Annotated in this window: 13 protein-coding genes; 8 read left to right on the plus strand and 5 right to left on the minus strand. The window is 69.4% G+C overall.

What is annotated here, in order from left to right; genetic code table 11:
- Window positions 1–101: 101 nt before the first annotated feature.
- The 3 genes from dxs (at window position 102) to O5I81_RS07725 (ending at window position 3,418) form a co-directional block, all read left to right on the plus strand.
- The gene (gene dxs / locus O5I81_RS07715; RefSeq protein ID WP_271068366.1) at window positions 102–2,015 is read left to right on the plus strand and encodes a 1-deoxy-D-xylulose-5-phosphate synthase; all 1,914 of its coding nucleotides are present in this window, start codon (window positions 102–104) and stop codon (window positions 2,013–2,015) included.
- Window positions 2,016–2,026: 11 nt separating this feature from the next.
- On the plus strand, window positions 2,027–2,380 hold the full coding sequence (locus tag O5I81_RS07720) for a hypothetical protein (protein ID WP_271068367.1): 354 nt from the start codon (window positions 2,027–2,029) through the stop codon (window positions 2,378–2,380).
- Between the two features lie 63 nt (window positions 2,381–2,443).
- Window positions 2,444–3,418 carry an SPFH domain-containing protein gene (locus O5I81_RS07725; protein ID WP_271068368.1) on the plus strand — a complete coding sequence of 325 codons (975 nt, stop codon included), beginning with the start codon at window positions 2,444–2,446 and terminating at the stop codon, window positions 3,416–3,418.
- A gap of 6 nt (window positions 3,419–3,424) precedes the next feature.
- Here O5I81_RS07725 and O5I81_RS07730 read toward each other — a convergent pair whose 3' ends face one another.
- The 5 genes from O5I81_RS07730 to flgF form a co-directional block, all read right to left on the minus strand.
- Complete coding sequence (locus O5I81_RS07730) at window positions 3,425–3,895, minus strand: hypothetical protein (protein ID WP_271068369.1); 471 nt, start codon at window positions 3,893–3,895, stop codon at window positions 3,425–3,427.
- 154 nt (window positions 3,896–4,049) lie between these two features.
- The gene (gene flgH, locus O5I81_RS07735; protein ID WP_271068370.1) at window positions 4,050–4,790 is read right to left on the minus strand and encodes a flagellar basal body L-ring protein FlgH; all 741 of its coding nucleotides are present in this window, start codon (window positions 4,788–4,790) and stop codon (window positions 4,050–4,052) included.
- Between the two features lie 15 nt (window positions 4,791–4,805).
- Window positions 4,806–5,552, minus strand: coding sequence for a flagellar basal body P-ring formation chaperone FlgA (gene flgA, locus O5I81_RS07740; RefSeq protein ID WP_271068371.1), 747 nt, complete (start codon window positions 5,550–5,552; stop codon window positions 4,806–4,808).
- Between the two features lies 1 nt (window position 5,553).
- Complete coding sequence (flgG, locus tag O5I81_RS07745) at window positions 5,554–6,342, minus strand: flagellar basal-body rod protein FlgG (protein WP_271068372.1); 789 nt, start codon at window positions 6,340–6,342, stop codon at window positions 5,554–5,556.
- Between the two features lie 12 nt (window positions 6,343–6,354).
- Window positions 6,355–7,089: a flagellar basal-body rod protein FlgF gene (gene flgF, locus O5I81_RS07750; protein ID WP_271068373.1), complete on the minus strand. Its 735-nt coding sequence runs from the start codon at window positions 7,087–7,089 to the stop codon at window positions 6,355–6,357.
- Window positions 7,090–7,311: 222 nt separating this feature from the next.
- Here flgF and O5I81_RS07755 point away from each other — a divergent pair, with 222 nt between their 5' ends.
- The 5 genes from O5I81_RS07755 to O5I81_RS07775 are packed head-to-tail and all read left to right on the plus strand — an operon-like array spanning window position 7,312 to window position 13,356.
- A complete protein-coding gene (locus O5I81_RS07755; RefSeq protein ID WP_271068374.1) occupies window positions 7,312–7,914 on the plus strand; it encodes a flagellar basal body-associated FliL family protein in 603 nt (200 codons plus the stop codon).
- Between the two features lie 43 nt (window positions 7,915–7,957).
- Window positions 7,958–9,067, plus strand: coding sequence for a flagellar motor switch protein FliM (fliM, locus tag O5I81_RS07760; RefSeq protein ID WP_271068375.1), 1,110 nt, complete (start codon window positions 7,958–7,960; stop codon window positions 9,065–9,067).
- Window positions 9,064–9,549 (plus strand): DUF6468 domain-containing protein, encoded by a 486-nt coding sequence (locus tag O5I81_RS07765; RefSeq protein WP_271068376.1) that lies wholly within the window; start codon window positions 9,064–9,066, stop codon window positions 9,547–9,549. Before fliM ends, O5I81_RS07765 begins: the two co-directional genes overlap by 4 nt.
- On the plus strand, window positions 9,546–10,421 hold the full coding sequence (locus tag O5I81_RS07770; RefSeq protein ID WP_271068377.1) for a hypothetical protein: 876 nt from the start codon (window positions 9,546–9,548) through the stop codon (window positions 10,419–10,421). Before O5I81_RS07765 ends, O5I81_RS07770 begins: the two co-directional genes overlap by 4 nt.
- Window position 10,422: 1 nt before the next feature.
- Complete coding sequence (locus O5I81_RS07775; protein WP_271068378.1) at window positions 10,423–13,356, plus strand: tetratricopeptide repeat protein; 2,934 nt, start codon at window positions 10,423–10,425, stop codon at window positions 13,354–13,356.
- Window positions 13,357–13,646: the final 290 nt, after the last annotated feature.

The following is a 13,646-nucleotide window of genomic DNA, read 5'->3' on the forward strand; positions in this document are numbered from 1 at the left end:
TCACGAATCCAACAGGCTTTGGTTTGCAGCGCACGCTGCGGACGCTAGTTTGCAGGTTCAAAGGCGCGCGACAGACCGCGCCGTCATGGACTGCGCTCTAGATGCCCCCTGTGACCCCGTTGCTCGATACCGTCGCCTCGCCGGCGGATACGCGTTCCTTCACCCTGCCTCAGCTCAAGCAGTTGGCGGACGAAGTCCGTGCCGAGACGATCGAGTCCGTCTCCGTCACAGGCGGGCATCTGGGCGCCGGCCTGGGCGTGGTCGAGCTGACCGTGGCGCTGCACCATGTGTTCGAGACGCCCCGGGACATCGTCATCTGGGATGTCGGCCACCAGGCCTATCCCCACAAAATTCTCACCGGCCGGCGCGACCGCATGCGCACCCTGCGCCAGGGCGGCGGTCTGTCGGGCTTCACCAAGCGGGCCGAGAGCGAATACGACCCCTTCGGCGCGGCCCATGCGGCGACCTCGATCTCGGCGGCCCTCGGCTTCTGCGCCGCCCGGGACGCCAAGGGCGACAGCAACAAGGTCGTGGCGGTGATCGGCGACGGCTCGATGAGCGCCGGCATGGCCTATGAGGCGATGAACAACGCCGCAGAGACCACCGGCCAGATCATCGTCATCCTCAACGACAACGACATGTCGATCGCTCCGCCCGTCGGCGGCATGAGCGCCTATCTGGCCCGGGTGGTGTCGTCGGGCGGCTATCAACAGCTGCGCAACCTCGGCAAGTCGATGAGCCGGGTGTTCCCCAAGAGCCTGCAGGAAGCGGCCCGCAAGGCCGAGGAATTCGCGCGCGGCATGGTCACCGGCGGCACCTTCTTCGAGGAACTGGGCTTCCAGTACGTCGGGCCGATCGACGGCCATGACCTCGATGCGCTGATCCCGGTGCTGCAGAATGTGCGGGAGATGAACAAGCCGGTGCTGGTTCACGTCGTCACGCAGAAGGGCAAGGGCTACGCGCCCGCCGAGAGCGCCGACGACAAGTACCACGGCGTCGTCAAGTTCAACGTCGTCACCGGCGAGCAGGCCAAGGCCGCCGCCGGCCCGCCCGGCTACACCAAGGTCTTCGCCCAGGCGCTGGTCAAGGAAGCCCAGAAGGACGACCGCATCATGGCGGTGACGGCGGCCATGCCGTCCGGCACCGGCCTCGACATCTTCCAGAAGGCCTTCCCCAAGCGCTGTTTCGACGTCGGCATCGCCGAGCAGCATGCGGTGACCTTCGCCGCCGGCCTCGCCGCCGACGGCATGAAGCCGTTCTGCGCCATCTATTCGACCTTCCTGCAACGCGGTTACGACCAGGTGGTGCACGACGTCGCCATCCAGCGGCTGCCCGTGCGCTTCGCCATGGACCGCGCCGGCCTGGTCGGCGCCGACGGTCCAACCCATGCCGGCAGCTTCGACGTCGGCTTCATGGGCGCTCTGCCCGGCATGATCCTGATGGCCGCCGCCGACGAGGTCGAACTGGCCCGCATGGTCGCCACCGCAGCGGTGATCGACGACCGGCCCAGCGCCTTCCGTTACCCGCGCGGCGAGGGCCTCGGCCTCGAGATGCCGCTGGTCAACGAGCCGCTGGAAATCGGCAAGGGCCGGGTGATCCGCGAGGGGACGGCGGTGGCGCTGGTCTCGTTCGGCACGCGCCTCGCAGAAACCCTGAAGGCCGCGGATCTGCTGGCCGCCCGAGGCCTGTCGGCCACCGTCGTCGATGCCCGCTTCGCCAAGCCGCTCGATGTCGACCTGCTGTTGCGGCTAGCCCGCGAGCACGAGGCTCTGGTCACCATCGAGGAAGGCGCCATGGGCGGCTTCGGGGCCTTCGTCCTGCAGGAACTGGCCGCCCACGGGGCGCTGGACCGCGGGCTGAAGGTGCGCACCCTGGCCCTGCCCGACGTCTTCCAGGACCAGGACAAGCCAGACCTGATGTACGCCCAGGCCGGCCTCGACGCGGCCGGCATCGCTGGCGGCGCGCTCAGCGCCCTTGGTCTGGACAATGCCGCCACGGCCGGTCGCCGGGCCTGAAGGGAAATAGCGTGAGAACGTCCGTATTGATGCGCGCGGTGGCGGTCCTGGCCATCGGCCTGGCGATGAGCGGCTGCGTGATGAGCCGCAACCGGGTCTATGAGCCGATCCGCGAGGGGCTGGACGCCATGAAGGGCAAGGACGTGGCGGTGGTCTACCGCACGCTCGGCCTGCCGGACCGCAAGGAAACCGTCGGCCGGAAGATGATGTTCGTCTGGAACAAGACCCGCTGCGACGTTCTGGTCCAGACCGATCTGCAAGGCCTGGTCGAGGAGTCCACGCTGGTCGGCAAGCCCGGCGCCTGCAAGTGGGTGCGCGACGCCATGGTCGATTACAAGGCCCGCGAAGCCTACCGCCCCAGCTAACGCTTGCCGCGCGGCCGGCGAGCGGTCAGCCTGCCCTCCAATCTTGTTTGGAGGGGACTTTCCATGGCGATCAGTGACAGGCTCGGCGGCGGGGCCGGCAACATCGGCCGCACCATTCTGATGATCGGCTTGCTGGTCATCCTGCTGGCCGGGGCCGGCTGCACGGTGACCGCCTGCAGCACCACGGTCGAGAGCGGCGAGGCCGGCATCAAGACCACCAGGTTCGGCGAGAATCCCGGCGTGCAGCTGACCGAACTGCGGCCCGGCTGGCACTGGAAGGGCCTCGGCGAAGACATCATCGTCTATCCGACCCGCCAGCGGACCTACAGCTACACCCGCGAGCCCAACGCCGACGGCAAGGAGAACGAGGAGATCGCCTTCGCCGATCAGACCGGCCTGCCGATGACCGCCGACGTCAACCTGACCATCCGGGTGCGCGACGACCGGGCCGCCGACCTCTACGCCCGCTGGCGCCAGCCCTTCGACGACCTGCTCGACGGCCAGATCCGCAACGACGTGCGCTCGGCGATCGCCAAGGAAACCGAGCAGGTGCCAGTGTCCTGCAACCTCAACCCGGTGGCGACGGGCTCCGGCGTGGCGCCGACGCCGGCCGCCAACCAGCCGCCCTGCACCGGCTCGCTGATGGGCGCCGGACGGCAGATGGTCATCCAGAAGGCCTTCCAGCGGGTGCGCAGCAAATGGGCGGCCGAGGGCGTCGAGATCAGCCAGATGGAATGGGTCGGCACCATCCGCTACCCGGCCAGCGTCACCGCCGCCGTCGAGGCGCGGACCCAGACCGAGCAACGCACCCTGGCGGCGCAGCAGAAGGCCGCCGAGGCGAGAGCGAATGCCGAAGCCGCCATCGAGACCGCCCGCGGCATCGCCGAATCGACCCGCCTGCGCGGTGAGGCGCTACGGGCCAATCCGGAGATCATCGAACAGATCTACGCCGAGCGCTCCCAGGGCCTGTGTCCGCCCAAGGCCTCGACCTGCATCCTGGGGCAGGGCGCCTGGGGGCTGGTGCCGCAGGGGCAGTAGCGGCGTCTATGCCTTGCAGGCGGCGAAGAACCTGCTGATCCGCGGGCGATCGCCGGCGCGGGCCGCAAGTGTCATGCTGTCCTTGCCCTGCATCAGGGTGATGTCGCCGGTGCGGGCGAAGCTGGCCAGGACCGGGTCGTTGGCGCGCGCGCCGGCTTCCAGGAAATGGCCCTCGCCCATGCTCGGCATGGCGGTGGCGGGCAGGGCGGTTTCCGTCCTGCCGGACTTCAGCACGATGGCCACGGCCGGCTGCATCGCGTTCGTCGAGACCAGCACCGCGCCGGACGCCGGCTGGCAGGTCATCATCAGGGCGACGTTGTCGGAGTTGGGCGCGCCATAGGCCAGCTTGGCGCCTTCCTCAGGCGTCTCATGAAGCGACCATCCCATGTCGCCGGCCACATAGGCCTGGCCGTGCATGCAGCTGCCCAGCAGCAGGACCGAGGCGGTCAGAGCGGTGATGGCGGCGATGCGGTTCATGATTTGCGCCTCCCTTCAGTTTCCCCAACGCAGGGAAGGCGCGATCGGTTCACCCCGGCGGCAGAATTTGCCGGGCGCCCGGCGGGTTGGTTCCCGCCGTGGCAAAACTGTCCCGATGATCGTCACCCCCCGGCCTTCAGTCAGTCCTTCATCGTCAGAACGGCGTGAAGGTCTCGATCAGCGCCTGGCCGGCCGGGGTCTTCTGGACCCGGCTCTGGTCGCCGCGGCCGCCGTAGCTGATCCGGGCCTCGGCGATCTGGTCGTGCTTGATGGTGTTGGCGGCGCTGATGTCGGCCGGCCGGACGATGCCGGAGATGGTCAGGCGGCGGACCTCGTTGTTGGTCTTCACCTCCTGGACGCCCTGGATGACAAGGTTGCCGTTGGGCAGGATGCCGGTGACCACGGCGGCGATGGTCAGGTTGATCTTCTCGGCCCGGGCCACGGCCCCGTTGCCGGTCGAGCCGGTGGTGGCGTTGGTCTCGATGGCGTTGGCCGGGTCGAAACCGCCCGGGAACAGCTGGCCGAGGCTCCCCTCCAGTCCGAAGAAGTGGGGCAGGCCGGCCTTCATGCCGCTGGTGCGGGTGGCGCTGGTGGTGTTCTGGGTCTGGGCGCTGTCATCGATGTCGATGTTGACGGTCAGGATGTCGCCGATCCGCCCGGCCCGCTGGTCGGTGAAGAAGGCTCGCGCGCCGGTGCGCCACAGGCTGTTGGCCGAGGCCGGCTGCGGCGGCTCCTGGCGCACGTCGACGAAGGTCTGGGTCGAGGGCGCCAGCTGCGAGGGGTAGCCGACCGGGGCCAGCTGCGGCCCGAGGATGGCGTCCTTGGTGTCGTTGATCGTCGAGGCGCAGGCGGCCAGCGGGACCAGGGCGGTGAGGATCAGCAGGGTCTTGCGCATTGGGAAATCAAGCCTCTAGCGAGCGGCGAATTGACTGGCGGCGGCGTTCTTCAGCGCCTGGGCCTGCGGACCGGCGGCGGCTTCGCCAGGGCCGGTGGCGATGGCCTCGATGATCTTCTTCGAGGTCGGGTTCTGCAGGGTGAAGCTCTCACCCTGGGCGGCGGCCTTCATGGCCTTTCCCTGCATGGTCAGGGTGACATAGCCGTCGGACCAGGTGACGTTGACCGTCTCGCCGGCCCGGATCACCTGGGGGGCGGAGACGTCGCGGCCGCTGACCACGGCGCCTTCGCGCAGCGGCCGTTTGGCGGCCAGGCCGATCACCTGATCGGCGTCGCGCGGCGCGTCGGCCGGGGCGCTGGCCGCCTTGGCCCAGACCAGGTCCGTCGGCTGGACGATTTCGCCGGCGCTCAAGCTGCGGGCATAGGTCAGCACATCGACATTGCCGCGCGCCGCGACGGGGCCGGCGCTGGCCGGGCCGCCACCGCCGCCGCGAACGACGATGCGGCGAAAGCCCTGCGGATTGTCCCATTGCAGCCCGGCCCGGCGGGCCATGACCTGCACCGCCTGAGCGTCGAGCACGACGCTCGGCCCGCTGCGATTGGCGATCAGGATGCCGCCGGCGGCGCCCGCCCCGTCGAACAGGTCGCTCAAGGTCACCTTGCCGTCGGCGTCGGAGACGTCGGCCCGCAGGCTCACCTGGCCCGCGAAGGCCGGGGCGGCCAGCGCCAGCGCCGCGACAGCCGCTAGAGCGAGGGCGCGCATCCTACGACTTCACCTGGTTGGCGGCCTGCAGCATCTCGTCGGCCGTGGTGATGACCTTGGAGTTCATCTCATAGGCCCGCTGGGCGACGATCAGCGCGGTGATTTCGCTCACCGCATCGACGTTCGAGGCCTCGGTATAGCCCTGCAGCAGGGTGCCGAACCCAGTGGAGCCCGGGTTGCCGGTGATCGGCTCGCCCGACGAGCCCGACTGCATGAACAGGTTGTCGCCCATGGCCTCGAGCCCGGACTCGTTGATGAAATTGGCCAGCTCCAGTTGGCCGATGACCTCCGGCGTGGCGACGCCTTCCTTGGTCGCCTGCACCTGGCCGGTCTTGGAGATGGTGATGTCGATGGCGTCCTGCGGCACGGTCACCTGCGGCTGCACCAGATAGCCGTCCTCGGTGACCATCTGGCCCTGGTCATTCAGAGCGAGATTGCCGGCCCGGGTGTAGGCCGTCTCGCCGCTGGGCAGCAGCACCTGCAGGTAGCCGCGCCCCTGGATGGCGACGTCATAGCGGTTGTCGGTCCGCGTCGGCGTGCCCGGCGTGGTGATGCGGTAGGTGCTGCCGGCCTTGACGCCGCCGCCGATCTGCACGCCGGTCGGCACCACCGTGCCCTGGTCCGAAGACTGCGTCCCGGCCCGCTCCAGGCTCTGGTAGAGCAGGTCCTGGAACTCGGCCCGCTGGCGCTTGAAGCCGACGGTGTTCATGTTGGCGATGTTGTTCGAGATGACCTCGACGTTCAGCTGCTGGGCCGACATGCCCGTGGCGGCGGTGCGGAGAGCTTGCATCTGTGATTACTCCTAAGCGACCCGGCCCAGCCGCTCGACGGCGCGGCGGGACAGGTCGGCGGTGTTTTCCATGGTCTTGACCACGCTCTCGTAGGCGCGGCTGACCTCGATCATCCGGGTGATCTGCAGGATCGGATTGACGTTGCTGCCCTCCAGCATCCCCTGGCGGACGCGGCTGGCGGTGTCGGGATTGGGCTCGGCGTTCGAGGTGTTCTTGAACAGGTTGCCGCGGTCCTTGGCCATCACCGAGCGGTCGTCGAACAGGAAGACCGCGACCTTGCCGACCTTCTCGCCGGCCTGGCTGACGGTGCCGTCCTGGGCGATGGCCACCTGGCCCTTGGCGGGATCGAGGATGATCTCGCCGCCCTCGCCCTGCACCGCGTCACCGTCCTGGGTGGTCAGCCTGCCCTCCGGCGACAGGGTGAAGCGGCCGTCGCGGGTGAAGCGGTCGCCCTCGGCCGTGTCGACCTTGAAGAAGCCCTTGCCCTCGATGGCCAGATCGAAGGTCGCCCCGGTCGTCCGCATCGAGCCTTGCGTGAAATCGCGCGCCACGCCGTCGTCGAGCACGAACTTCACCGGGTTGGGGCCATCGGCCATATGGGCTGGACGGGCCGCCTCGGTGCGAACCATCAGGTTCTCGACCTTGAAGCCGGTGGTGTCGGCGTTGGCGATGTTGTTGGCGATGATGTCCATCTCGCGGCGCAGGGTCATCTGGCGCGACAGGCTGACGTACAGCGTGTTGTCCACTTGGCTCTCCCGTTAATCGCCGCGACCGAGCGTCGCCCTCCACGGTGAACCTGCAAGGTCCGGGCCAAGTCGAAAAAGCCAATAAAAACAGCAAATAAGAAGGTTAACGCCGGCGCCCCGGCGAAATCTGCCGGGCGCCTCTGCGGGGGCTTGCGAACCCATCCTTAACCAACTGGCCCCAGTAAGGACTCACGCGCGGTGCAAATGTGAGATCGAGACACAGTGTCCAAGGACAAGGCCAAGGAAGCTGAAGCGCCCGAAGAGGGCGTGGACGGCGAGGCGCCTGCCAAGAAGAAGCCGAAGATGATGGTCCTCATCATCGCCGGCGTGGCGGCGCTCGCGGTTCTCGGCGGCGGCGGCGCCGGCGCCTACTTCATGTTCCTCAAGCCCAAGCCGGCCGGCGAGCACGCCGAGGAGGCCAAGGACAAGAAAAAGGACAAGAAGGAAAAGAAGGGCGAGCACGGCGCCAAGGACGGCAAGGCCGAGGCCGGCGCCCCCGTCGTCAAGGAAGGCCCCGACGGCGTGGTCTTCTACACCCTGCCCGACATCATCGTGAACATGCAGACGGCCGACGGCAAGGCGACCTTCCTCAAGCTCAAGCTGACCCTCGAGCTGCCCAACGAGGAGTTGGCCGAGGAGCTGACCCCCGAAATGCCGCGCATGAACGACATGTTCCAGACCTTCCTGCGCGAGATGCGCCCCGAGGACCTGTCGGGCAGCCAGGGCAGCTACCAGCTGCGCATGGAAATTCTGCGCCGCGTCAACCTGCTGGTCGCGCCGCACAAGGTGAACGCCGTCCTGATCGAGGAGATGCTGATCCACTAGCGCCTCTTTTCCAGGAAGAGAGGGAGCTGGTTGAGCGTACCCCATGGCCGACGAAACCGAAGACCAAGCAGCTCTGGCCCAGTGGGCGGCCACCAACGGCGATGGCGCTGCGGCGGTCGGCGGCGAGTGGGGCGCCGGCGAGTCCGAAGGCGACGGCCTGATCGGCTCCGAACGCATCCTCAACCAGGATGAAATCGACAGCCTGCTCGGCTTCGACCTCTCCGACGACGACAGCAACGAACGCACCGGCATCCGGGCCATCATCAACTCGGCCCTGGTCTCCTACGAGCGCCTGCCGATGCTGGAGATCGTCTTCGACCGCCTGGTGCGGTTGATGACCACGAGCCTGCGCAACTTCACCAGCGACAACGTCGAGGTCAGCCTCGACAACATCAGCTCGATCCGCTTCGGCGACTACCTCAACTCCATCCCGCTGCCGGCCATCCTGTCGGTGTTCCGGGCCGAGGAGCTCGACAACTACGGCCTGCTGACCGTCGATTCCAACCTCATCTACTCGATCGTCGATGTGCTGCTGGGTGGGCGCCGCGGCACCGCCGCCATGCGCATCGAAGGCCGCCCCTACACCACCATCGAGCGGGTGCTGGTCCAGCGGATGGTCGAGGTCGTCCTCGCCGACGCCAAGGCCGCCTTCGAGCCCCTGACCCCGGTCAACTTCGTCCTCGACCGCCTTGAGACCAACCCGCGCTTCGCGGCCATCGCCCGGCCGGCCAACGCCGCCATCCTGGTCAAGCTGCGCATCGACATGGAAGACCGCGGCGGCCGCATCGAGCTGCTGCTGCCCTACGCCACCCTCGAGCCCATCCGGAAGATGCTCCTGCAGCAGTTCATGGGTGAGAAGTTCGGCCGCGACAACATCTGGGAAAGCCACCTGGCCACCGAGCTGTGGACCACCCAGATGGAGGTCCGCGCCGTCCTCGACGAGCAGCAGACGCCGCTCTCCAAGGTCCTGAACCTGAAAGTCGGCGACACCCTCATGCTCAACGCCACGGCCGACAGCCTGGTCGAGCTGCGGGCCGGCCAGATCCCGCTGACCCGTGGCCGCATGGGCCGCCGCAACCATCACATCGCCATCCGTTGCGAGGCGCCGCTCGACCCGGCCGCCAAACAGGCCGTCCAGAAGAGGCTGAAATGAGCATCGTCGCGCTATCCCTGAATGTCCTGCTCGGCGTCCTCCTCGTCGGGGCCCTGATCATGGGCTGGCGCCTTGAGCGCCGCCTCAAGACCCTGCGCTCGGGCCATGACGACTTCGCCAAGGCCGTCGCCGATCTCGATAACGCCGCCCTGCGCGCCCAGTCGGCCCTGGTCTCGCTGCGCCTGGCCAGCCAGGAAGCCGAAGAGGGCCTGGCCGGCCGCATCGCCGAGGCCCACGAGCTGACCGCCATCCTGCAGCGAACCGTCAACGAACGCCCCCGTCGCGGCGCTGCAACCATCGCCGAACCGGCCCGCGACGACGACTGGCTCGACCGCCCGCTGCCGCCGGTCCGTGAGCGCGCCGCGCCGGCCCGCTTCGAGCCCCAGACCACGGCGCGCTCCCGCGCCCGTATCGACGACGACCTGTTCGAGCCCGAGCAACCCTCGGGCCGCCTGCGCGCCATTCCTGGAGGCCGCCTGTGAGCCGCATTCCCCGCATTCTTCCCCTGGCCGGCGTCGCCGTGGCCGGGGTTCTGGCCGTCAACTTCATGGCCGGGGCCGACAGCCTGCCCAAGATGCTGAGCGGCGCCCAGGCCTGGGCCGAAGGCGTCGAGGGCAAGCCCGCCGAAGCCAAGAGCGACATCGAGAAGATCACCGCCGCCAAGCCGGCCGCCGTCTGCGCCCCGACGGCCGCCGAACTGGCCAAGGAGGCGGGCCTGTCGCCCTCGGAACTGCGCATGCTGCAGGATCTCGGCGTGCGCCGCGACCAGCTCGACGCCCAGGAACAGGGCTATGACGTCCAGCTGCAGCTGATGGCCGCGGCCGGCATGAAGCTCGACGCCAAGTTCAAGTCGCTGGACACCCTGAAGGGCGACATCAAGGCCCTCCTCGGCCAGGCTGACGCCCAGCAGGAGCAGGAGGTCAACCGCCTCGTCGCCGTCTTCACCGCCATGAAGGCCAAGGACGCCGCCGCCCAGTTCCGCGTCCTCGACGACAGCGTCCGCCTGCCCATCGCCTCGAAGATGAAGGAACGCACCCTGGCCGCCATCCTGGCCCAGATGCCGCCGACCGAGGCCAAGCAGATCACCGAGGCCCTGGCCAAGCGCTTCACGCAGAACGCCGCCATCCTGGCCGGCAAACAGGCCCTGGCCCCCGAGCCGGTGAAGATGGCCGAGGCCGCCCCGGCCCCTGAGCCGGTCGCGCCCGCCGCCAAGGCCCCGGCCAAGACGCCCGCCAAGGCCCCCGCCGCCAAGCCCAGGCCCAAGGCCAAGCCGCCGGCCCAGGCCGCCGTAACGCCGCCAAAGGCGGCGACTCCGCCGGCCGCCGACGCCAAGCCGCCCGAGAAGGCCGGCTAGGATGGATCTGCGCCGGGCTCTTCGTTCCGGCGTCGCGGCCGCCTGCATCGCAGGTGTCGCCGCTCCCACGACCTATGCGATTCCGGCCTGGGCCGCCCGCCCGGCCCTCGAGGTCCGCGTCGCCCAGGCCGAGACCTTCACCCGGCTGGAGTTTCTCTGGGCCGGCGGCGCCCGGGTCACCTCCCGCCGCGACGGCGACAAGCTGGTCCTGCGCTTCAGCCGCGACGCCAACCCCGACATCGGCATGCTCCGGGCGGCGCCGCCAAAGTGGGTCAAGGCCGTCGAGGCCCGCCATGTCGGCGGCGCGCTGGAAATGGTCCTCACGCTCGAGGCCGATACCGACGCCAAGATCGGCCAGGCCGACGGCGCCACCTACGTCAATATCGGCGAAAAGAAAGCCTCCGACGCCCCGGCCACGCCGCCGCCGGCCGAGGTCGTCACCACCGACGCCCCGCCGCGCGCCAATCCGGTCCCGGCCGGCGGGGTGGTGCCGGTGTCGGTCGATGCCGCCGCCGCCGCCACCCGCCTGCGCTTCGACTGGGCCGCCCCCGTCGGCGCCGCCGTCTTCCGGCGCGGAGAGGCCGTCTGGGTGGTCTTCGACGCCCCCGCAGAACTGGGTACCGGCAAGCTGCCGGCCACCGGCGAGCGCTACCGCAAGCTCCAGGCCCTGAACGGCCAGGGCTACGCCGCCCTGCGCATGGTGGTGGCCAAGAGCGTGCCCGTCACCGTCTCGGGCGAGGGCTCAAGCTGGACCCTGACGCTCGGCGGCGGCGCACCAGCCAGCCGCGACAGCGGCGGCGGCACGGTCACCGTCACCCGCGACCCCGAGCATCCCGGCCTGACCGCCACCATCGCCGGGGCAGGGCGCCCGGTCTGGGTCGATGACCCGGCCGTCGGCGACCGCCTGGCCGTGGTCCCGGCCCTGGCCCCGGCCAAGGGCCTGGCCGCGCGGCGCGACTTCGTCGATCTCTCCATGCTGCCGACCCTGACGGGCCTGGCCATGGAAGCCTACACCCCCGGCCTCTCCATGGCCGTCGAGGGCGATCTGGTCCGCATCGGCAAGGCCACCGGCATGGCCCTGTCGCCGGCCTGGGCGGGCGGCGAGACCGTCGTCGCCGCGGCCGAGCTGGGCGCGCCGGCCCGGGCCTCGATGCCGGCCCTGATCGGCGACGACTGGGCAAAGACCCAGGGCGACCATGGCTTCATGGATCGCTACGACCAGCTGATCGCCGCCGCCGCCGCCGAGACCGAGAAGGGCGCCGACGCCCCGACCGAGGCCCGCATGGCCCTGGCCCGCTTCCTGATCGGCAGCGAGCTCTCCTACGAAGCCATCGGTGTTCTCAACGCCGCCGCCCGCTCGCGCGAGACCCTGATGGGCGACGCCGAATTCCGCGGCCTGCGCGGCGTGGCCCGGACCATGGCCGGCCGCCTCAAGGAAGCCGACAGCGACCTCTCCGTCGCCATCCTGGGCGACGATCCCTCCAGCTCGGCCTGGCGCGGCTACATCTCATCCAGACAGGGGCAGTGGGCCGACGCCCGCGCCAAGTTCGCCCAGGCCGCCCAGGCGATGGAGTTGTTCCCGCCGCTGTGGCGGGCCCGTTTCGAACGCGCCGACGCCGAGGCCGCTATCGCCCAGGGCGACTTCGCCGCCGCCGCCGGCTGCCTGAACCGCGCCGACATCGCCGGCCTGCCCCAGGCCGAACAGCTGGCCAACCAGCTGATCCAGGCCCGCCTGCTGGAAGCCAGGGGCGAGAAGGACAAGGCGCTGTCGGTCTACGAACTGATCACCAAGGCCCCCCTGGAGCAGTACGCCGCCCCGGCCCTGCTGCGCGCCACCCAGATCAAGCTCGACCAGGGCAAGATCAACGCCGCCCAGGCGGTGCCGATCTTCGACGGCCTGCGCTACCGCTGGCGCGGCGACGCCACCGAGCTGGAAACCATTCGCCTGCTCGGCCAGCTCTACATCAGCCAGGGCCGCTACCGCGAAGGCCTGGAGGCGTTGCGCTCGGCCGGCACCCGGCTGCCCGACCTGCCGCAGGCCGTCGACCTGCAGAACGACCTGATGGCCACCTTCAAGGCCCTGTTCCTCGATGGCCTGGCCGACGGGCTGGAGCCGATCCAGTCGCTCGGCCTCTACAAGGACTTCAAGGACCTCACCCCCATCGGCGCCGACGGCGACATGATGGTCCGCAAGATGGCCCGCCGACTGGTCGACGTAGACCTGCTGGATCAGGCCGCCGACCTGATGAAGTGGCAGGTCGACAACCGCCTCGACGGCGTGCCCAAGGCCAAGGTGGCCACGGATCTGGCCCTCATCTACCTGATGAACCGTCAGCCCGAGCAGGCGCTGCAGGCCATCAACGCCAGCCGCACCACCGTGCTGCCGACCGCCCTGAACACCGAGCGGCGGATGATCACCGCCCGCGCCCTGATGGGCGTCGGCCGCCTCGACGCGGCGCTTGAGGTTCTCGAGAACGACACCGGGCCCGACGCCACCGAGGTCCGGGCCGAGGTCGCCTGGAAGGCCCGCAGCTGGCCGTTGGCCGGCGAGATGTTCGAAAAGCAGCTGGGCGACCGCTGGAAGACCCAGCTTCCCATGCGTCCCGACGAAGAGGGCATGCTGCTGCGGGCCGGCGTCGCCTACAGCCTGGCCGGCGACGAGGCGGCGCTGGAGCGCATGCGCTCGCGCTACCAGCCGAAGTTCGACACCGCCCGCAACCCCGACGCCCTGAATGTCGCCTTCGCCGCCATGGACGGCGGCCGCCTGACCACCGCCGACTTCGGCCGCTCGGTCGCCGAGAGCGAAGCCTTCAACGGCTGGGTCGGCCGCATGAAACAGAAATTCCGCGAAAAGCCCGCCCCGATGATGGCGGCGGGCAAAGCTCCGGCGAAGGTCGCGGCGGCCCCGGCGAAATCCGCCGGCGGCGGCAACTAAGTGTGGGGACGGGTTCGCCGCATCGCGGCGTACCTGTCCCCGGTTAGCACCTGCGGTGAGTTCAAGCGCGCTCCAGACGTTGCGCCCAGGCGGTTGGACCGCGCCCGCGTCAACATTCAGCGCTGACCGGGGACAGGTACGCCGCGATGCGGCGAACCCGTCCCCATGACCTGCGCGCCGACCGAACTGTGGGAAGGTGTTGCCTCCCCCTACGGGAACGGCGCGAAATAGCCCCATGACTCACGACCTCACCCCCATCCTCATCGGCGTCGGCGAAGCCTCCGAGCGGA

This window comes from Caulobacter sp. NIBR1757 (assembly GCF_027912495.1).
GTDB lineage: Bacteria > Pseudomonadota > Alphaproteobacteria > Caulobacterales > Caulobacteraceae > Caulobacter.